Source organism: Nocardia sp. NPDC005366 (assembly GCF_040606855.1).
In the GTDB taxonomy this organism is placed as follows: Bacteria; Actinomycetota; Actinomycetes; order Mycobacteriales; family Mycobacteriaceae; genus Nocardia.
The window spans coordinates 39392-58363 of the sequence record NZ_JBEXFQ010000029.1; the positions used below are offsets into that span (position 1 = coordinate 39392).

An 18972-nucleotide genomic window follows, 5' to 3' on the forward strand; every position below is an offset into this window, starting at 1 on the left:
ATCGTCAGCTTCGCCGACCGAGCTCCCCGTATCCTGCGGGCCGGCTGGGAGTTTCCTGTGTATGGGGTCGCCCGGACAGGTCGGGCATCGGGCGGATCATGACGCGGAGGCGGCCAAATCGTAGACCGTGGCCGTGCCGATCTGCCGCGCAGCGTAACGGGCGCTCACCCATTCCGCGATCTGCTGTCCCGCAGTCTTTTCCGTATCCCCGTCGGGTCGCGGCGGGCGTGGACCCGCGTGTCCGACGGTGACGAAATAGCCGATATCCCCGGCCGCGACGGCGGCGCGGAATTCCTCCAGCGTCGGTGCGTCGTCCCTGCCGCTGAAACCGCCGATCGCCATCACCGATGCGCCGCTGCGCAATTCCAGTCCCGAGGCGCCGAAGGATCCGACGGTCGCCGCCGCCCACCGCCGGTCCGAAGCGCTCAGCATCGCCTCGAGTTCGGCGTTCGGCTCGATTCCTGGATGTCCGCCCGGACCCGGCCGCGCGGGTCCCGGCACGCCGGGTATCGCGTCCCGAGACATCCGCTGTCCGGCGATCGGCGTATCGGCGGGGTCGGGCATACCGGCGCGCCGCCCTCCGGCCGCCGGGGCGCCCCCCGGCGGTGGGCCACCGGTCATTCCGTCACCCCTCGGCCCCGAGGACGGGATGCCGCCGCTGTGTGGCGCGGAGGCGGTGACGACCGCGTACGCGGTGGTGCCCGCGAGTCCGGCGATCAATCCGACGGCGGCGGCGACCACCGCGAGGGCGCGGGATCGCCGGGTCCCGAGCAGCAGTCCCACCGCGGCGGCGCAGGAACCGACCACGATCGCCCATCGCAACCACGGGAGCCACTCGGGCGTACGGTTCAGCAGGACGAACGCCCAGATCCCGGTGACGCAGGCCAGCACAGCCAGGATCGCCCGCGCCGCGAAACGTTGCCTGCGCTGCCACAGTCGTGTCACCGACAGCGCGGCGAGCGCGGCGACCCCCGGCGCGAGGGCCACCGTGTAGTACGGGTGGATGACACCGCTCATATAGCTGAAGACCAGACCGGTGCCCGCGAGCCAACCGCCCCACAGGATCAGGGCAGCGCGCGTGCGATCGGTGCGCGGTGCGCGTGCGGTGGCCCACAGTCCCGCGAGCAGACCGATCAGCGCCGCGGGCAGCAGCCAGGACACCTCGGTCGCCATCAGATCGCGGAACAGCCTGGTGATTCCGATGTCACCACCGAACGCGCCGCCCATCTGCGCGCCCGCCGGGGGCGCGCCGGACTGCCCGCCCGGATTGCCACGGCCACCGAGCAACCGGCCGAGCCCGTTGTAGCCGATGGCCAGTTCCCACAGGCTGTTATTGGTCGAGCCGCCGATATAGGGCCGGTCGGCGGCGGGCCACCACTCGACGAGCAGGACGTACCAGCCGCTCGCCACGATCAGCGCGACGCAGGCGGTCACGAGTTTGCCGACGCGGGACCAGAATCCGCCCGCCGCCGCGACGAGGAACGCGAGTCCGAGACCGGGTACGACGAGCAGCGCCTGCAACATCTTGGTCAGGAATCCGAACCCGATGCCCACCCCGGCCAGGACCAGCCAGCCTGTGCTCCCCGACCACCACCGCGTGCCGTCCGTGCCGTCCGTGTCGACCGCGCGCACCGTGCAATAGGCGGCGGCGATGAGCACGAAGGTGAGCAGGGCATCCGGATTGTCGTAACGAAACATCAAGGCCGCCACCGGTGTCGCCGCGAGCGCCGCGCCCGCGAGCAGGCCAGCGCCCGGTCCGCCCCAGCGCCGCACCGTCGCGTGGAGCAGCGCGACCGAACCGACGCCGAGCAGCGCCTGCGGCACGAGCACCGACCATTCGCCGAACCCGAACAGCCGCCCGGACAATCCCATGAGCCACAGTGAGGCGGGCGGTTTGTCGACGGTGATCGCGTTACCTGCGTCGTGCGCGCCGAAGAGCAGGGCACGCCAACTCCGCGCGCCCGCCTGCGCTGCCGCGGCGTAATACTCGTTGCCCCAGCCGGATACGGTCAGATTCCACAGGTACAGCAGAGCGGTCGCGCCGAGCAGCGCGAACAGCGCCGGGCGGGCCCACCTCGGCTGGGTGACCGGGCCGAAGACCAACCGGTCCGCCGATACGTACCACCGGTGACCGATACGCGGCCGTACGGACCGTGGTCGCGTGGTCTCCGCCGGGGCACTCGCGGTCGTCGTCATCGTCTGCCCTTCCCCGTGATCGTCGCACCGATATCCGATCGCACCGATATCCGATCGCGCCGAACCGCTCATCCTCCGCCTTTCGCCGCGCCGACTCGTCGAACCTATGCGCGACGCCTCCCGGCAGGCTCCGAAGTTCCTGCGAACCGGCTGTGAATCGCCGCCCGCGGGACCTGCGGGCCGGCTCGCCGTCGACTCGTCGTCATCGCGGCCCGGTCGGTGCGTACGAGCGATGACAACTCACGCGGCGAAATGCAGACTCCACTCCGCGCGAAAGTGCAGGCGCGTCACACTGCCCGGGGGAATATCCATGCGCCAGAAGGATTTCGGTGGGGCGTCCAATGTCACCAGCAGCGCGGCCCTGACGACAGCGGGGTGTGTGACGGCGACCGTTGACGCCCCTTCCGAGGCGATCTCGGCCATCCAGTACCTGGTCCGCTCGATCACATCGGTGACGGATTCGCCGCCGTGTCCCCGGAACCGCGGGTCGGTGAGCCACGTGTAGAGCGCGTCCTGCGGAACCGCCGTCAACTCCTCGCCCCGCCAGGCGCCCGCGTCCAGATCGCGCAGCCGCTCGTCGGGCTCGCCGGATAGGCCCATCAGGGCCGCCGTCTCCACGGTCCGGCGTTCCGGACCGGTCAGCACCCGAGCCGCGGCCGGTCGGCCCCACGCGGTGATCGCTCGGCGCCCGGCCTCGGTCAGCGACTCGTCCACGGGGAAGCGTGCCTTGCGAATCGCCTCGGTCATGCCATGGCTGACCAGGTCGAGTTTGAGCACCTTCTGCACGGTGGAAGCGTACGGGGGCCTCATGCGCCGGGGTTGCCGATTGCCGTTGTCTGTCGGTGCCCGGGTGCAGACTGGTGAGATGGCCGAGCACTCCCCCACAGAGTCCTCCCCCGCAGAGTCCTCCACCGCAGAGTCCTCCACCGCAGAGTCCTCCCCCGCAGAGTCCTCCCCCGCCATGTTCTCCAAGGCCATGTTCTCCAAGGCCATGTTCTCCAAGGCCATGTTCTCCAAGGCGACGCGGGAGTGGTTCGACGGCGCGTTCCCCGCGCCGACCGCCGCTCAACTCGGCGCGTGGCAGTCCATCGCGGCCGGGGAACACACCCTGGTCGTCGCACCGACCGGGTCGGGCAAGACGCTGTCGGCGTTCCTGTGGGCGATCGACCGGCTGGCGGGCCGGGAACCGTCGGACGAGCCGCGCACCACCTCGGTGCTGTATGTGTCACCGCTCAAGGCGCTGGCCGTCGACGTCGAGCGGAATCTGCGCGCGCCGCTGGTGGGGGTGACGCAGACGGCCAAACGGCTCGGTTCCGCGCCGCCGGATATCACGGTCGGCGTCCGTTCCGGCGATACCAGCCCCGCCGATCGCCGGGCCATGCTGCGCAAACCTCCCGACATCCTCATCACCACCCCGGAATCGCTGTTCCTGATGCTCACCTCGGCGGCGCGGGAAACTCTCGCCGGGGTCGGCACGGTCATCGTGGACGAGGTGCACGCCATCGCCGGCTCCAAACGCGGCTCGCATCTGGCGCTGTCGCTGGCGCGGTTGGACCTGCTGACCGAACGGCCCGCTCAGCGCATCGGACTCTCCGCGACGGTGCGTCCCCCTCGGGAGGTGGGCCGATTCCTGGTCGGCGACGCGCCGATCACCATCGTCGCCCCGCCCGCGCCGAAGACCTTCGACCTGTCGGTACGGGTTCCGGTCACCGATATGACCGAAATCGGCGGCTCGGATCAGCCGGGCTCGATCTGGCCGCACGTGGACGAGGCCATCGTGGATCTGGTGCTCGAGCACCGGTCCTCGATCGTCTTCGCCAATTCCCGCCGCCTCGCCGAGCGGCTCACGGCACGACTCAACGAGTCCTACGCCGCCAGGGTGGGCGAGCCGGTCGACACCGACCATGGCCCGCCCGCCCAGTTGGGCCCGTCCACCGAGGTGGTGCACGGCGCCGAGCAGTTGCTGGCCCGCGCGCACCACGGATCGGTGAGCAAGGAACAGCGCGCGATCATCGAGGACGATCTCAAGAGCGGGCGGCTGCGTTGCGTCGTCGCCACGAGCAGTCTGGAACTCGGCATCGACATGGGTGCGGTGGATCTGGTCGTGCAGGTGGAAGCGCCGCCCTCGGTCGCCAGCGGATTGCAGCGGATCGGGCGGGCCGGACATCAGGTCGGCGAGATCTCCAAAGGTGTGCTGTTTCCCAAACACCGCACCGATGTGATCCATTGCGCCGTCACCGCGCAGCGCATGCTCGGCGGACAGATCGAGGAGCTCCGCATTCCGGCGCATCCGCTGGATATCCTGGCCCAGCAGACCGTCGCCGCCTGCGCTCTCGAACAGATCGATGTCGACGCCTGGTTCGACACCGTGCGTAGCACCGGCAGCTACAGCACACTGCCGCGTTCGGCCTACGAATCGGTGCTGGATCTGCTCGCCGGGCGTTATCCCTCCGACGAATTCGCCGAATTGCGGCCACGGCTGGTCTGGGACCGGGACGCGGGCACACTCACCGGACGGCCGGGGGCCCAGCGGCTGGCGGTGACCTCCGGCGGCGCGATCCCGGACCGAGGCATGTTCGCGGTGTACATGGTGGGGGAGAAGAATTCGCGGGTGGGTGAACTCGACGAGGAAATGGTCTACGAATCCCGCGTCGGCGACGTTTTCGCCCTCGGCGCGACCAGTTGGCGCATCGAGGAGATCACCTTCGACCGAGTGCTGGTGACCCCCGCCTTCGGCCAACCCGGGCGGCTGCCGTTCTGGCACGGCGACGGATTGGGCAGACCCGCCGAACTCGGGGCGGCACTGGGTGAATTCATCCGCAAGGCGGGACAGGAAGGTGCCACCGGGCGCGAAATACACAATGCGGCAGAGGATTCCGCCGACGAATTCGAGCAGCTCCGGTCGAGCGGCTTGATCTCCGACAGTACGCTGGCAATTGTCCGCGCGGCTGGTCTCGATCTCAACGCGACGACGAATCTGGTCACGCTCCTGGACGAACAGCGCACCGCGACAGGTCGATTGCCGACCGACAGAACGCTGGTGGTGGAGCGGTTCCGGGACGAGCTCGGCGATTGGCGGCTGGTACTGCACTCCCCCTACGGCCTGCCGGTGCACGCGCCGTGGGCACTGGCGGTGGGGTCACGGCTGCGGGAGCGTTTCGGCGTCGACGTGGCCCCGAACGCCTCCGACGACGGCATCGTGGTGCGGCTGCCCGACACCACCGACGATCCGCCAGGGGCTGATCTGTTCGTCTTCGAACCCGATGAGATCGACGAGATCGTCACCGAACAGGTCGGCGGCTCGGCGCTTTTCGCGTCCCGCTTCCGCGAATGCGCCGCGCGGGCGTTACTGCTGCCCCGTCGCGATCCCGGCAAACGCGCACCGCTGTGGCAGCAGCGGCAGCGCTCGGCGCAACTGCTCGATGTGGCGCGCAAATTCCCCGATTTCCCGATTCTGCTCGAGACGGTGCGCGAATGTCTGCGCGATGTCTACGATCTGCCGTCGCTGCGCGATCTGCTCGGCCGGGTGGCCAGACGTCAGCTGCGGCTGATCGAGGTCGAAACCGCCACGCCCTCACCGTTCGCGAGTTCGCTGCTGTTCGATTACATCGGGCAGTTCATGTACGAGGGCGACAGTCCGCTGGCCGAGCGGCGCGCCGCCGCGCTGTCGCTCGATTCCGGTCTGCTCGCGGAACTACTCGGCCGGGTCGAACTGCGGGAGCTGCTGGACGCGGCGATTCTGGAGCAGACCGAGCGAGAACTGCAACGGCTGACGCCGGAGCGCCGGGCCAGGGATGCCGAGGGTCTGGCCGATCTGCTGCGTCTGCTCGGACCGTTGACACCCGCGGAGGCAGGCCGACGGTGCGTGGACGCCGACGATTCCGTGACCGCGCGATCCGAGCGCCACCTCGAATGGTTCGCCGAGCTGCGGAAAACCAAACGCGCGCTGCAGGTCACGTTCGCCGGCCGCACCTGGTGGGTGGCGGTCGAGGACGCGGCCAGGCTGCGCGACGCCCTCGGTGTTCCACTGCCCATCGGCACACCGGCGGCCTTCATCGAACCGGTCGCCGACCCGCTCGGCGATCTGGTCGGGCGCTACGCACGCACTCACGCGCCGTTCAGCACCGAGGCCGTCGCCGAACGCTTCGGCCTCGGCATCGCCGTCGCGGCCACCGCCCTGCATCGGCTCGTCACCGAGAAACGTGTCGTCGAAGGCGAATTCACGCCGTCGTCGACCGGTTCGGAATGGTGCGACACCCAGGTTCTGCGCCGCCTGCGCCGCCGCTCGCTTGCCGCGGCCAGGCACGAGGTGGAACCGGTCGCCACCGCGGCCTTCGGACGTTTCCTTCCGTCGTGGCAACATATCGGCACCCGCGAGTTGCGTGGGGTGGACGGTGTTGCCACCGTGGTCGAACAACTCGCGGGCGTACCGATTCCGGCCTCGGCCTGGGAATCGCTGATCCTGCCCGCCCGCGTCGGCGACTACTCCCCCGCGATGCTGGACGAACTCATGGCCACCGGCGAGGTGATCTGGTCCGGGCACGGCGCCATCACCGCGAAAGACGGCTGGATCGCTCTGCATCCGGCCGATCAGGCCCCCTTCACCCTCGCTCCCCCCGACGATGTCGAACTCTCCGAGACCCATCTGCGCCTCCTCGATGCCCTCGGCGCGTCGATCGCGGCAGCGCCGTCCCCCGAATCCGCCACCGCGCCGGTGGTCGAATTGGACGATGCGGCGGGCGACGGCTACCGGCCCGCGCGTCTGCCGCCCGTGCCACGGGGCGGCGGCGCGTACTTCTTCCGACAGTTGTCCGATGCCACCGGACTGCTGGACGACACCGCGGTCGCGGCGGCACTGTGGGAATTGGTATGGGCGGGGGTCGTTTCGGGCGATACGTTCGCGCCGGTGCGGGCGCTGCTCTCGGGCACGACGCGCACCACCACCGCGCATCGCACGCCACGGCGCGCCCCGCGTGGCCGCGCCTATCTGCCGCGCCCGAGTATGCCGAGCAGGTCAGGACCTCCATCGGTCGCCGGGCGCTGGTCGCTGCTGCCGGAACGAGTGTCGGACAACACCGTTCGCGCGCACGCGACGGCCGACACCCTGCTGGAACGCTACGGTGTGCTCACCCGCGGATCGGTCCAGAGCGAGGGGGTGCCCGGCGGTTTCGCGCTGATGTATCGGGTGCTCACCGAATTCGAGGACAGGGGACGGTGCCGTCGCGGCTATTTCGTCGACTCGCTGGGCGGCGCGCAATTCTCCACCACCGATGTGGTCGACCGGCTCCGCTCGTTCGACACCGACCGTACCCGGCCGGGTACCCGGCGCGCGATCACGACAGCGGCCCTGGCCGCGTGTGATCCGGCCAACCCGTACGGGGCCGCGCTGCCATGGCCGAAAAGCGAGGGCGACAGCGGACACCGGCCGGGCCGCAAGGCGGGCGCGATAGTGGTGCTGCACGACGGCGAATTGGTGCTGTACCTGGAACGGGGCGGCAAAACGCTGCTCACCTTCACCGAGGACCCGGACGCGCGCCGGGCCGCCGCCTCCGCCCTCGCCGATCTGGTGCGCACCCGTCGCGTCGACGCGCTCGTCATCGATCGGGTCGACGGAGAATCGGTGCACGGCAACACCTTCGCGGAATTCCTCACCACCGTGGGTTTCTCGGCGACGCCACGGGGACTGCGCATGCGGGGACATCCGTGATTCCACTACGGTCATGCCATGCCTGAAGGCGACACGGTGTTCTTGACCGCGGCGCGGCTGCGGCGGGCCCTGGTCGGGAAAACCCTGGTCCGCAGCGATTTCCGGGTACCGAGGTTCGCGACGCTGGATCTGGTGGGCGAACGGGTCGACGAGGTCGGCAGCTACGGCAAGCACCTGTTCATCCGGACGCCCGAGATCAGCATCCACACCCATCTGAAGATGGAAGGCGTGTGGCGCACCTACTGTGTCGGCGAACGCTGGACCCGTCCGCGAGTGACCGCGCGACTCGTCCTCGCCACCGACGACACCGAGGCCGTCGGCTTCTCCCTCGGCAAGGTCGAAGCCATGCGCCGCTCGGAGGAGCACACCGTGATCGACCATCTCGGCCCGGATCTGCTCGGCCCGAATTGGGATCCGGCCGTTGCGGTCGAGCGCCTGCGGCGCTACCCGGACCAGGCGATCGGCATCGCCCTGCTCGACCAGCGCAATCTCGCGGGTATCGGCAATATCTTCCGCAGCGAGGTCTGCTTCCTGCGCCGCGTCCACCCCGCCACGCCCGTCCGCGATGTCCCCGATCTGCTCGCCCTGGTGAACGAGGCCCACCGCATCCTGTCCGAGGCCGCGCACGCACCCCCGTACCGCCCCCTCGCCTACGGCCGCCAGCGCCGTCCCTGCCAGCGGTGCGGCACCCCGCTCACCGTCCGCCCCCTCGGCGACACCACCCCCGCCTCCGATCGGATCACCCAGCGCGAGCGCGGCATCTACTACTGCCCGCGCTGTCAGCCGCCACCCGAGTGAATCGCGCGAGCGCGGCATCCGCCCTCAGTTCTCTAGCAGGCTCCGCAAGGCGTCGAGGTCGCGGCGCACCCACTCGGCGTCGGCCGCGAAATGTTCGTCGTCCACCTCGGGGCGACGGAACAGGGTCAGGACAACGGTGGTTCCTTCCCCGTTGGCGATGGCGCGCAGCGGGATATCCAGGATCAGTCCGTCCGGAAAGCGCACCCGGTGGTCGGCGATGCCGAAGTCGTTGGGCGGACTGAAGCGGACGTAGGCGGTCCCCTCGGGGGCGTCGGCGAGCCATTCACCCGCCTCTGCCGCCGAATCCGCGCCCGCGGGTACGAGGCCGCTGGACAGGCCGCTCGCCCAGGACGGGTAGTTCCCCGGATCGCCGAGGAAGGCGGCGACGGTCGCGAACGGCCGTTCGATATTCACGCTGATGTGGCGCACGGGTCTGGTCACTTCTCGACCCTACGACGGTGACGATCGGCGAGCGCGAATCTCAATAACTAGACCGGTCGTCATAATAGCGATACGGTAGGCATCGTGACACCGCGAACGGATTCCCGCCAGCGTTTCCTCGACGCCGCGGCCGACCTCTTCCACACCCAGGGCTATCACGCCACCGGACTGAACCAGCTCGTCGGCGCGGGCGGTGCGCCGAAAGGTTCGCTCTACTTCCACTTCCCCGGCGGGAAGGAACAACTCGCCGCCGAAGCGCTGAGCCAATCCAGCGCCCGGTTGCGCGACACCCTGCGCGCCGTGCTCATCGCGGGCGATATCGACGCCGTCGTCGACGCGCTCGCCGCCACCCTCACCGATTCCGACTTCCAGCGCGGCTGCCCGCTTGCCACCGTCGCACTCGACGCGTCCGCCGCGAGCGAGCCGATCCGGCAGGCCTGCGCCGACGGCTTCGAATCCTGGCGCGTCGCGATCGAGGAATTCCTGCGCGACAAGGGAATCGGTGAGCCACGGGCCGCCGAGCTGGCCACCGTCGCACTCGCCATGATCGAGGGCGGACTCCTGCTCGCCCGCACCCGACGCGATATCGCCCCGCTGCGCGCCGTCGCCGACCACCTCCGCACCACCCTGGAACGGGAGCTGTCCTGATGCGTATCCACCACCTCGACTGCGGCACCATGCACCCCCTCGGCGGCCGGCTGATCGACGGCGTCGGCGGCCCGCTGCGCCGCGCCGACATGGTCTGCCACTGCCTGCTCATCGAACTCGACGATCGTCTGGTGCTGGTGGAGACCGGGATGGGCGAACAGAGCGTGCTGCGCCCGCGCGAATGGCTCGGCCGCCGATTCATCGAGTTGACCCGGCCGGTCTTCGATATCGAGCAGACCGCGGTGCGGCAGGTGGAGGCGCTCGGCTTCCGCCGCGAGGACGTCCGCGATATCGTGCTCACCCACCTCGACCTGGATCACGCGGGCGGACTGGCCGATTTCCCGCACGCCACCGTGCACATCTACGCCGAGGAACTGCGCGCGTTCGAGGGCGCGCATACCGCGCGGGAGCGATTCCGTTACCGCGCCGTGCAATTCGCCCACGGTCCGCGCTGGTCCGCCTACACCGATCTCGGCGCGAGCTGGTTCGGATTCGACGCGGTCCGCGAATTATCCGGCCTGCCACCGGAAATCCTGCTCGTCCCGCTGGCGGGTCATACCCGCGGCCACGCGGGTGTCGCGGTCGACACCGGCGACGGCTGGCTGCTCTCGGCGGGCGACGCCTATTTCCACCCCGGTCAGCTCGACCCGGTGCGTCCGCGCCAGCCGCTCGGTATCACCCTGTTCGAGCGCCGCGTGCAGACGCTCGGCGGCCCACGCCGCGAGAATCAGCAACGCCTGCGCGAATTGGTCCGCGACCACCGATCGCGGGTGCGGATCTTCTCCGCGCACAACGCCGAGGAATTGCGCGCGATGCAGTCGGTGCCCGCGTGACGCACCGCCCTTGACCTCATCGCACCGGACGCTTAACTTACAAATTGTCAGTTAAGCGATGGGAGTGCGGCGATGAGCGATCCACGGCGATACGTGGTGATCGGCGGCGGCCTGGCGGGGCTGGCCTCGGCCGTCTGGCTGGCCGAGGCCGGTAAACAGGTCACCCTGCTCGAGCGCCGAGGCAGGCTGGGCGGGCGCGCGCACGCCATGAAGGCCGAAGCCGCCGACGATCTCCCCGACAACGGCCAGCATGTGATCGCCAGCGGTTACGAGCACCTGTTCCGGTATCTGACCAGTGTCGGCACCCGCCGCTTCGTCGCCTTCCCCCAGGGCGGCACATTGCGGTGGCCCGACGGCCGCAAGGCGGCGATGCACACCACCGGCATCCGCGCGCTGGGCACCCTCACCGGCCCGCATCCCGATTCCACCGCGCTGGACCGCGTCCGCACGTCCGTCGCCACCGCTCGGCTGTGCTGGCAGGCGCTGCGTCAGCCCGCCGATCTGGCCGACCTCACCACCGAGCAGTGGTTCGACCGGATCGGCATGCCCGCGAAAGCGCGCGAGGCCGTATGGGATTGGCTGGCGCTCGGCATCGCGGCGGAACCGGTGCACCAGGAATCCGCCAAGGTGTTCGCCGACGTGCTCGCGACCGGAATCCGGCTGGGGATCAAACACCGCCGAGCGGTCAATATCGGATACCCCACCACCGATCTCGACACGCTCTATGTCACCGGCGCGCTGGAGGTTTTCCAACGGCACGGGGTCGAGGTGCGCCACCGCGCGGTGGCGCGGCGTATCCACATCGCCGACGGGAAGGTGACCGGGGTCGCGCTCGCCGACGGTTCGGTCATCGCGGCCGACGCGGTGATCTGCGCGGTTCCCAACTCGAATATCGGCGGCCTGCTGGACGAACTGCCCGAGCACGCCGAAATCTATGCCGCCGCCGACAAACTCGGCCACACCCCGATCGTCAGCACCAATCTGTACCTGGACCGCCCGCTCGGCACCGACAGCGAATTCGAGGCGCTGATCGGCGGCACCGGCATCATCGATGAGGTCTTCGACCGGCAGCTGATGACCGGGCGCAGCACCGAGAAGGCCTGGCTGTACTGCCTGACGACGAGCGGCGCGTACGAGCAGATCCACAAGACCAACGAGGAGATCGTCGCCGAGCAACTGGAGTTGCTGCGCCGCTACTACCCGGCCGCCGCGACGGCGAATGTGGTGCAGGCGCAGGTGGTCCGGATGCCGAAGGCCACCTTCTCGCAAGTCCTCGGCACCCAGGGGCTGCGCCCCGCCCAGCGCACCTCGGTGCCGACACTGGCGCTGGCCGGTGACTGGACCGCCACCGACTGGTCGGCCACCATGGAGAGCGCTGTACAGAGCGCGGCGCGGGCGGTGGATCTGCTGCTCGCGCTACCGTCGGTGTCGTGAGCACCGAGCGCCGCACCGCCGCCGCGACGCGGGCGACCTCGGCGCCCGGCATCCCCGAGGTCGATCCCGTGCCCTCGCGCGCCCCGAGGCGGCGCATGTCCGCCGCAGATCGGCGCACCCAACTGCTGGATATCGCCCGCGATATCGTCGCGGCCGAAGGATTCGCCGCGGCGAGTATCGACCGGGTGGCTCGCGCGGCGCACGTCGCGCGAGCGCTGGTCTACCAGCAGTTCGACGATCTGTCCGGGCTGATGGCGGCGTTGCTGGAACGCGAGAGCGAGATCGCGCTGGCCGGGGTGAGCAGTATCGACGTGGCGGACATCGACGCGGCGGACATCGACGCGGCGGACACGGACGACTCCCCCAACCGGACGACAGTCCCGGACGACGAGGTCGACCGCGTGGGCCCGGACGACGCCGGTAACCGGGCAGGCGCCCACGCCGACGTGGACCGTGTCGGCGCCGGAATTCTCGCCTACCTGCACGCCGCACCGACCAGTTGGCAGATCATGCTCAGCCCACCCGACGGCGGACCACCCGACCTGCGCGAGCGCCTCGAATTGGGACGGGCCTACGCCAGGACGATCGGCGCGCGACACCTGTCGCGCTACACCGGGGTCACCGTCGACCCGGACGGCCCGACCGAACGCCTGATGCTGGTGGCGATCGAGGAATTGGCCCGCCTGCACCTGGCCGACCCTCGGACCTACCCGGACGAGATGGTGCTGCGCTACCTGCGTTCCCTGGTGGACTGGGCAACCGGGCTGGAATCCCCGCACGTACGGGACTGAACCGGCCTCAGCTGTCCAGCGGTACCGGTTCGAGGATTTCCGGGCGCGGTTCGGGGGCCGCGGCACGTAGGGCGTCGGCGGAGGTGTCGTCGGGCTGGGTCTGCGAATGGATCTCCGCCTCCACCCTGGCCAGATACGTTTTCACCTCGTGCTCGACATCGGAGGCGTCCCAGCCGAGTACCGGGGCGACCAACTCGGCGACCTGTTCGGCGCAGTTGGCGCCGCGATGCGCATATTCGATGGAGATCCTGGTGCGGCGGGCGAGGATATCGTCGAGGTGCAGTGCGCCTTCTGCCGCCGCCGCGTAGACCGCCTCCACCTGGAGATAGGACGGAGCGTCGGTAATCGGTTGCAGCAGTTCGGGTTTGCCCTCGGCCATGGCGATCACCTCGTCGACCAGGGAGCCGTAGCGATCGAGCAGATGTGTCACCCGGTACGGGTGCACGCCGTAGGATTCGGCCAATTGCAACGTCTGGTTGACGAGGGCGAAATAGCCGTCGGCGCCGAGCAGCGGCACCTTCTCGGTGATCGACGGCGATACGCGGGCCGGAATATCCTGCGCCGCTTCGTCCACCGCGTCGTAGGCCATCACGCGATAGGTGGTGTACTTGCCGCCCGCGATGGCGACCAATCCGGGCGCGACCCGCGCGACCGCGTGTTCGCGCGACAGTGTGGAGGTGGAATCGCTCTCCCCGGCGAGCAGCGGACGCAGGCCCGCGTAGACGCCGTCGATATCCGCGTGGGTGAGCGGGGTGACGAGCACCTCGTTCACGCGGTCGAGCAGATAATCGATATCGGCCTTGGTGGCCGCCGGATGCGCGAGATCGAGATTCCAGTCGGTATCGGTCGTCCCGATGATCCAGTGCGCACCCCACGGGATGATGAACAGCACCGAGGTCGCGGTACGCAGGATCATCGCCGCGTCGCTGACGATGCGATCGCGCGGCACCACGATATGCACGCCCTTGGAGGCGCGGACGTGGAACCGGCCCCTGTTGCGCGAGAGTGCCTGCACCTCGTCGGTCCAGACGCCGGTCGCGTTGATGACGACGTGCGCGCGCACTTCACCGGTGCGGCCGTCCTCGCTGTCGCGCACCCGCACCCCCACCACCCGGTCGGCTTCCCGCAAGAAGCCGACGACCTGGGTGGATGTGCGGATCACCGCGCCGTAATGCGCGGCGGTGCGCGCGACCGTCATGGTGTGCCTGGCGTCGTCGACGACGGTGTCGTAGTAGGTGACACCGCCGATCAGCGCGTCGTCCTTGAGTCCCGGTGCCAGCCGCAACGCGCCGTGACGGGATAGATGATGCTGTCCTGGAACCGATTTCGACCCGCCCATGGTGTCGTAGAGCACAAGTCCGGAGGCGACGTATGGCCGCTCCCAGAACCGGCGGGTCAGCGGATAGAGGAAGCGCAGCGGTTTCACCAGGTGCGGGGCCAGCGTGGACAGCGCCAATTCGCGTTCGCGCAGCGCCTCGCGCACCAGTCCGAATTCCAGCTGTTCGAGGTAGCGCAGGCCGCCGTGGAACATCTTCGACGAGCGACTCGATGTGCCGGAGGCCAGGTCGCGCGCCTCGATCAGCGCGACCCGCAGCCCGCGCGTCGCGGCATCGAGGGCTATTCCCGCGCCGACCACGCCCCCGCCGACCACCACCACGTCGAAGTGGTCGCGACCGAACCGCTCCCACGCCGTACGGCGCTGCTCGGGCCCGAGAAACTGTGAATCCGGTTTCCTGGTCATGCTCGCCTCCTGCAGCCGACGGCGGGTCGGCGGCTGTCGATGTTGGTGTGGCACGGACGCACGGTCGGGCTGTTCCGCTACAGGCTATGCGACTGGGCGTGCGTCCAGCGCTGGCGACCGGACCCCGTGTCGCCGCGCTCTACTCGCTGGTAACACAGCCCACCCTAGTGCCGCCGACGCCTGCGCGCTCGGCGTGCCTCGACCGTGACCGGCGCACACCGCCGTCAGTCCCGGCGGAATCCGATTCCGCATTCGGACCCCGTGCCCGCCAGGTTTAGTAGCCTGCTCGCATGCGTCGCTATGTGGCCGCCATCGATCAGGGCACGACCTCCAGCAGGTGCATCGTCTTCGACCGGCATGGCCGCGTCGTCGGGGTGGCCAAGCGGGAGCACGAACAGATCTTCCCGCGTCCGGGCTGGGTCGAGCACGATCCGGAAACCATCCGGCGCGACACCGAATACGTCCTCGGCGCGGTACTCGAACAGCTGGACCTGACCGCCGACGATATCGCCGCCGTCGGGGTGACCAACCAGCGCGAGACCACCGTGGTGTGGGACCGCGCCACCGGCGTGCCGATCCACAACGCCATCGTCTGGCAGGACACCCGCACCGATCGACTCGTCACCGAATTGGGCGGCGAACTCGGCCCGACCCGCTACCAGGACCGCACCGGCCTGCCGCTGTCCACCTATTTCGCAGGCCCGAAACTGCGCTGGATTCTGGACCGGGTCGAGGGCGCGCGCGAGCGGGCCGAGGCGGGCGAACTGTGCTTCGGCACCATCGACAGCTGGGTGCTGTGGAATCTCACCGGCAGGCATATCACCGATGTCACCAATGCCTCCCGCACCATGCTCATGGATCTGCGGACGTTGCGATGGGATCCGCAGATCTGCGCGGAATTCGGCGTGCCGGAGGCGATGCTGCCCGAGATCCGCAGTTCGTCGGAGGTGTACGGGGAGATCACCTCGGGTCCGCTGACAGGCGTTCCGGTCGCCGGCATCCTCGGCGATCAGCAGGCGGCCACCTTCGGGCAGGCCTGCCTGTCCCCCGGCGAAGCCAAGAACACCTACGGCACCGGCAATTTCATGCTGCTCAATACCGGAACCACCCCGGTTCCCAGCAAACACGGGCTGCTCACCACCGTCTGCTACCGGCTCGGCGATCAGCCCGCCGTCTACGCGCTCGAAGGTTCCATCGCGGTGACGGGCTCACTGGTGCAGTGGCTGCGCGACAATCTCGGCCTCATCTCCTCCGCCGAGGAGATCGAACCGCTGGCCCGCAGTGTCGTCGACAACGGCGGGGCGTATATCGTCCCCGCCTTCTCGGGCCTGTTCGCGCCGCGCTGGCGGCCGGACGCCCGCGGCGTCATCGCGGGACTCACCCGATTCGTCACCAAGGCCCACCTGGCGCGCGCCGTCCTGGAATCCACCGCCTTCCAGACCAGGGAGGTGGTCGACGCCATGCGCGCCGACGCCGAAGCTCAGCGTCTCGGACTCGAACTGACCACCCTCAAGGTGGACGGCGGCATGGTCGGCAACGACCTGCTCATGCAGTTCCAGTCCGATATCCTCGACGTTCCCGTCGTGCGGCCCGTCGTCAACGAGACCACCGCGCTCGGCGCGGCCTACGCTGCGGGCCTTGCGGTCGGCTACTGGCCGAGCACCGACGACATCAAGGCGAACTGGACCGCGCACACGACCTGGGAGCCGAGAATGTCGGCCACCGACCGCGACGCGCACCTGGCAGCCTGGAACAAGGCCGTCGAGCGCACCTACGACTGGATGGAATGAGCGGAATTCGCACGCTGTCCGGCGGCGTGCGCGCGCGCCAGACGCTCGACGGCCTGCTCCAGCGTCTGCGCGTCGGAGGTGGTGAAGCACATGCGCATCGAGTGCGGGTAGGCGGTGTCGACCGCGAAAGCGGCGCCGGGAACATAGGCGACGCCCTGTTCGAGCGCGTGCGGCAAGAGCGCGGCGGTGTCGGTGCCGTCGGTGAACGACGCCCAGACGAACATGCCGCCGGAGGCGTCGGTACAGGTGAGACGATCGCCGAAGGTGGTGCGCACGGCGCGGACAAGGGCCTCGGCGCGGGTGCGGTAGGTCGCGCGGACGGTGTCGAGGTGAGCGGGGAACCAGCTGTCGTCGGCCAGCAGTTCGGCGGTGATCTGCTGGGTCAGGGCCGAACCGCACAAATCAGCGCCCTGTTTGAGGAGTTCGACCGCGCGGCAGACGCCGTCCGGCGCGATCATCCAGCCGACGCGCAGGGTCGGCGCGATGATCTTGGAAGCGCTCGAAAGGCGAATCACGTTGCGGGAGTAGGTCGCGACGGGCGCGGGGGCGGGACTGTCGAACCACAGCTCGCCGTAGGGATCGTCCTCGATCACCCAGAACCCGTGTGCGTCGGCGAGTTCGGCGAGTTCCGCGCGACGACGCGGGCTCATGGTGACCCCGCCGGGATTGTGGAAATTACTGACGGTGTGTACCACCGCGGGCCGCTCGCCCCCGGCAAGCATCGTCCGGAGCACGTCGACGCGCATCCCCTCGGCATCGAGCGGCACCGCGACGATCCGCGCCCCCGCGGCCCGGAAGACCTGCAGCGCACCGACATATGCCGGATCTTCGACCACGACCAGTGCGCCGGGATCGAGCAGCACCTCCGCGAGCAGCGACAGCGCCTGCTGCGAGCCGTGTGTCACGAACACCTCGTCGAGCGCGACCGCGCGGCCGAGTTGCCGCGATTCACGCTCCACCAGCACCGCGCGCAGCGGCGCCCAACCGGGGGATTCGGTGTACTGCAGCACCGCGGCGTCACCGAGCGCGTGCTCGGCGGCCTCGGCGATCCGCTCGCGTGGCATCAGCGCGGCGTCGGGCAGGCCGCCCGCCAGGCTGATGATCTCGGCACGGGAGGTCAGTTTCAGCAGGTCGCGAATCGCCGAACTCTGCAGCCCGTCCAATTTGGCGGATAGCGGCGGTTGGTTCGACGACATGGAGACCTCCGGGAGACGCCCGATATGTACACCATCCACGATCGCACAGTGTGACCAGAATCTGAAATATACATCCCATGATTTGGGAGATTTGTGTCAGAAAACACGCCCTACCAGTGAAAAAGGGTTCGGGGAGGTACCGGTCAGCCGCGCTCCCTGATGGCGAAGATCGAGGTCTTGCCGTCCCGTTCGACGGTGATGACGGTCTGGCGGTACACCGTCGTCGTGCCGTCCGGACGATGCTCGGTCAGGTCGACCTCGTAGGTATCGGTGGCCCGCTCGGTGATCCGCAGACAATGCGTGGTCCCGGCCGGAATCTGCTCGGTGATCGCGCCCTGGATGACATCGGCCGTGGAGATGTTCTCGGCGTCGGGCGCGACGAAATGGCGCACCCTCTCCCCGCTGCGCTCGACGTAGAACGCGTACTGGAATCCGAGAATCGCCGAGGGACCGCTCGACGTGTCACCGGGCCCGTTGCCCACCGACACCTTGCCGTCCCGGCTCGCGGGGCAACTCAACGCCGCCGTCGTCGTCGACGGCGACACCGCGACCGCCGCCTCGTCGTCTCCGCTGCCACGGCTCATCGCGACGATCGTCACGACCAGGCCGATCAGCACCGCGAGCGCACCGGCGACGCCGAGCACCACCCATCGCCCGCTGGCCCCGGAACCGCCGGAACCGCCCGTCTCGGCCGCGGGCGCACCCGGCGCGAGCCGCTTGGCGATCGGATCATCGGCCCAGGACAGTCCGGACTCGCGTCGAGCCGATTCCGCCGGCGGCTTGGGCACATCACCGGTGTCGGTCGGGTTCCACCAGCGGTCCCGGTCCGACACGGGCGCCGGGCTCTGGTGGCGCGTGGTCGCCTCGGGATCGAATTCCGGCTGCGATGCCGCGGGCGCGGGGGCCTGGAGTTCGGTGGAATCGGGGGCGCGGTATCGCGCGTCGGGCGGCGGCGCCGACACGTCGGCAGCCGGTCGCCACCCCAGTTCCGGATGGTCGCCCGGCGGCTGCGGGACGGTCCACTTCGGGCCGGATTCGGCCAACGGCGGGCCACCGAAATCGCTGACGGGGGGACCGAAATCACCCGTCGGCGGACCACTGTCCCTCAGCGGCGGACCGAAACCGCCCACGGGAGGACCGAAATCACCCGTCGGCGGACCACTGTCCTTCAACGGCGGACCGAAACCGCCCACAGGGGGACCGAAATCACCTACCGGGGGACCGAAATCACCCGTCGGCGGACCACTGTCCTTCAACGGCGGACCGAAACCGCCCACGGGAGGACCGAAGTCACTTACCGGGGGACCGAATTCCGCCCGGGGCCGGCCGGATTCGTCGTCCTTCGCGTCACCTTCGGAACCCACGCCCAATCCTTTCCCCGTGACATACGAGTGGGG

General features: G+C 69.3%; 13 protein-coding genes. 7 read left to right on the forward strand and 6 right to left on the reverse strand.

Annotated elements, in window-relative coordinates; all coding sequences use genetic code 11:
- Positions 1 to 96: 96 nt before the first annotated feature.
- Together ABZS43_RS27665 and ABZS43_RS27670 are read right to left on the reverse strand one after the other, a co-directional pair.
- Positions 97 to 2196, reverse strand: coding sequence for a glycosyltransferase family 39 protein (locus tag ABZS43_RS27665; protein ID WP_355038898.1), 2100 nt, complete (start codon positions 2194 to 2196; stop codon positions 97 to 99).
- A gap of 240 nt (positions 2197 to 2436) precedes the next feature.
- Positions 2437 to 2982 (reverse strand): histidine phosphatase family protein, encoded by a 546-nt coding sequence (locus tag ABZS43_RS27670; protein WP_355038899.1) that lies wholly within the window; start codon positions 2980 to 2982, stop codon positions 2437 to 2439.
- Positions 2983 to 3187: 205 nt separating this feature from the next.
- On the opposite strand from ABZS43_RS27670, the gene ABZS43_RS27675 reads away from it, so the two are divergent.
- Positions 3188 to 7903, forward strand: coding sequence for an ATP-dependent helicase (locus ABZS43_RS27675; protein ID WP_355038951.1), 4716 nt, complete (start codon positions 3188 to 3190; stop codon positions 7901 to 7903).
- Between the two features lie 18 nt (positions 7904 to 7921).
- The gene (locus ABZS43_RS27680; RefSeq protein WP_355038900.1) at positions 7922 to 8701 is read left to right on the forward strand and encodes a DNA-formamidopyrimidine glycosylase family protein; all 780 of its coding nucleotides are present in this window, start codon (positions 7922 to 7924) and stop codon (positions 8699 to 8701) included.
- 24 nt (positions 8702 to 8725) lie between these two features.
- Here the strand turns inward: ABZS43_RS27680 and ABZS43_RS27685 are convergent, their stop codons facing one another.
- A complete protein-coding gene (locus ABZS43_RS27685) occupies positions 8726 to 9142 on the reverse strand; it encodes an SRPBCC family protein (RefSeq protein WP_355038901.1) in 417 nt (138 codons plus the stop codon).
- Positions 9143 to 9226: 84 nt separating this feature from the next.
- Here ABZS43_RS27685 and ABZS43_RS27690 point away from each other — a divergent pair, with 84 nt between their 5' ends.
- The 4 genes from ABZS43_RS27690 to ABZS43_RS27705 all read left to right on the forward strand — a co-directional run bounded on the left by ABZS43_RS27690 (position 9227) and on the right by ABZS43_RS27705 (position 12848).
- Entirely contained in the window at positions 9227 to 9790 is a 564-nt protein-coding gene (locus ABZS43_RS27690) for a TetR/AcrR family transcriptional regulator (protein WP_355038902.1), read from the forward strand.
- On the forward strand, positions 9790 to 10623 hold the full coding sequence (locus tag ABZS43_RS27695; protein ID WP_355038903.1) for an MBL fold metallo-hydrolase: 834 nt from the start codon (positions 9790 to 9792) through the stop codon (positions 10621 to 10623). The genes ABZS43_RS27690 and ABZS43_RS27695 overlap by 1 nt, the downstream gene beginning before the upstream one ends.
- Before the next feature lie 72 nt (positions 10624 to 10695).
- Positions 10696 to 12057, forward strand: a complete 1362-nt coding sequence (gene hpnE, locus ABZS43_RS27700) for a hydroxysqualene dehydroxylase HpnE (RefSeq protein ID WP_355038904.1) — start codon at positions 10696 to 10698, stop codon at positions 12055 to 12057.
- Positions 12058 to 12152: 95 nt separating this feature from the next.
- Positions 12153 to 12848 (forward strand): TetR family transcriptional regulator, encoded by a 696-nt coding sequence (locus ABZS43_RS27705; RefSeq protein ID WP_355038952.1) that lies wholly within the window; start codon positions 12153 to 12155, stop codon positions 12846 to 12848.
- 7 nt (positions 12849 to 12855) lie between these two features.
- Here the strand turns inward: ABZS43_RS27705 and ABZS43_RS27710 are convergent, their stop codons facing one another.
- On the reverse strand, positions 12856 to 14589 hold the full coding sequence (locus ABZS43_RS27710; protein ID WP_355038905.1) for a glycerol-3-phosphate dehydrogenase/oxidase: 1734 nt from the start codon (positions 14587 to 14589) through the stop codon (positions 12856 to 12858).
- 290 nt (positions 14590 to 14879) lie between these two features.
- Between ABZS43_RS27710 and glpK the strand changes: the two genes are divergently transcribed.
- Positions 14880 to 16379, forward strand: a complete 1500-nt coding sequence (glpK, locus tag ABZS43_RS27715; protein WP_355038906.1) for a glycerol kinase GlpK — start codon at positions 14880 to 14882, stop codon at positions 16377 to 16379.
- Here the strand turns inward: glpK and ABZS43_RS27720 are convergent.
- Together ABZS43_RS27720 and ABZS43_RS27725 are read right to left on the reverse strand one after the other, a co-directional pair.
- Entirely contained in the window at positions 16361 to 17575 is a 1215-nt protein-coding gene (locus ABZS43_RS27720) for a PLP-dependent aminotransferase family protein (protein ID WP_355038907.1), read from the reverse strand. The genes glpK and ABZS43_RS27720 overlap by 19 nt on opposite strands.
- Positions 17576 to 17718: 143 nt before the next feature.
- Positions 17719 to 18939, reverse strand: a complete 1221-nt coding sequence (locus tag ABZS43_RS27725; protein WP_355038908.1) for a hypothetical protein — start codon at positions 18937 to 18939, stop codon at positions 17719 to 17721.
- Positions 18940 to 18972: the final 33 nt, after the last annotated feature.

Excerpts from the sequence above, each read along its gene's own strand:
- ABZS43_RS27665 (WP_355038898.1), bottom strand. The coding sequence starts at position 2,196 with ATGACGACGACCGCGAGTGCCCCGGCGGAGACCACGCGACCACGGTCC.
- ABZS43_RS27675 (WP_355038951.1), top strand. The coding sequence starts at position 3,188 with ATGTTCTCCAAGGCCATGTTCTCCAAGGCGACGCGGGAGTGGTTCGAC.
- ABZS43_RS27680 (WP_355038900.1), top strand. The coding sequence starts at position 7,922 with ATGCCTGAAGGCGACACGGTGTTCTTGACCGCGGCGCGGCTGCGGCGG.
- ABZS43_RS27695 (WP_355038903.1), top strand. The coding sequence starts at position 9,790 with ATGCGTATCCACCACCTCGACTGCGGCACCATGCACCCCCTCGGCGGC.
- hpnE (WP_355038904.1), top strand. The coding sequence starts at position 10,696 with ATGAGCGATCCACGGCGATACGTGGTGATCGGCGGCGGCCTGGCGGGG.
- ABZS43_RS27705 (WP_355038952.1), top strand. The coding sequence starts at position 12,153 with ATGTCCGCCGCAGATCGGCGCACCCAACTGCTGGATATCGCCCGCGAT.
- ABZS43_RS27710 (WP_355038905.1), bottom strand. The coding sequence starts at position 14,589 with ATGACCAGGAAACCGGATTCACAGTTTCTCGGGCCCGAGCAGCGCCGT.
- glpK (WP_355038906.1), top strand. The coding sequence starts at position 14,880 with ATGCGTCGCTATGTGGCCGCCATCGATCAGGGCACGACCTCCAGCAGG.
- ABZS43_RS27720 (WP_355038907.1), bottom strand. The coding sequence starts at position 17,575 with ATGTCGTCGAACCAACCGCCGCTATCCGCCAAATTGGACGGGCTGCAG.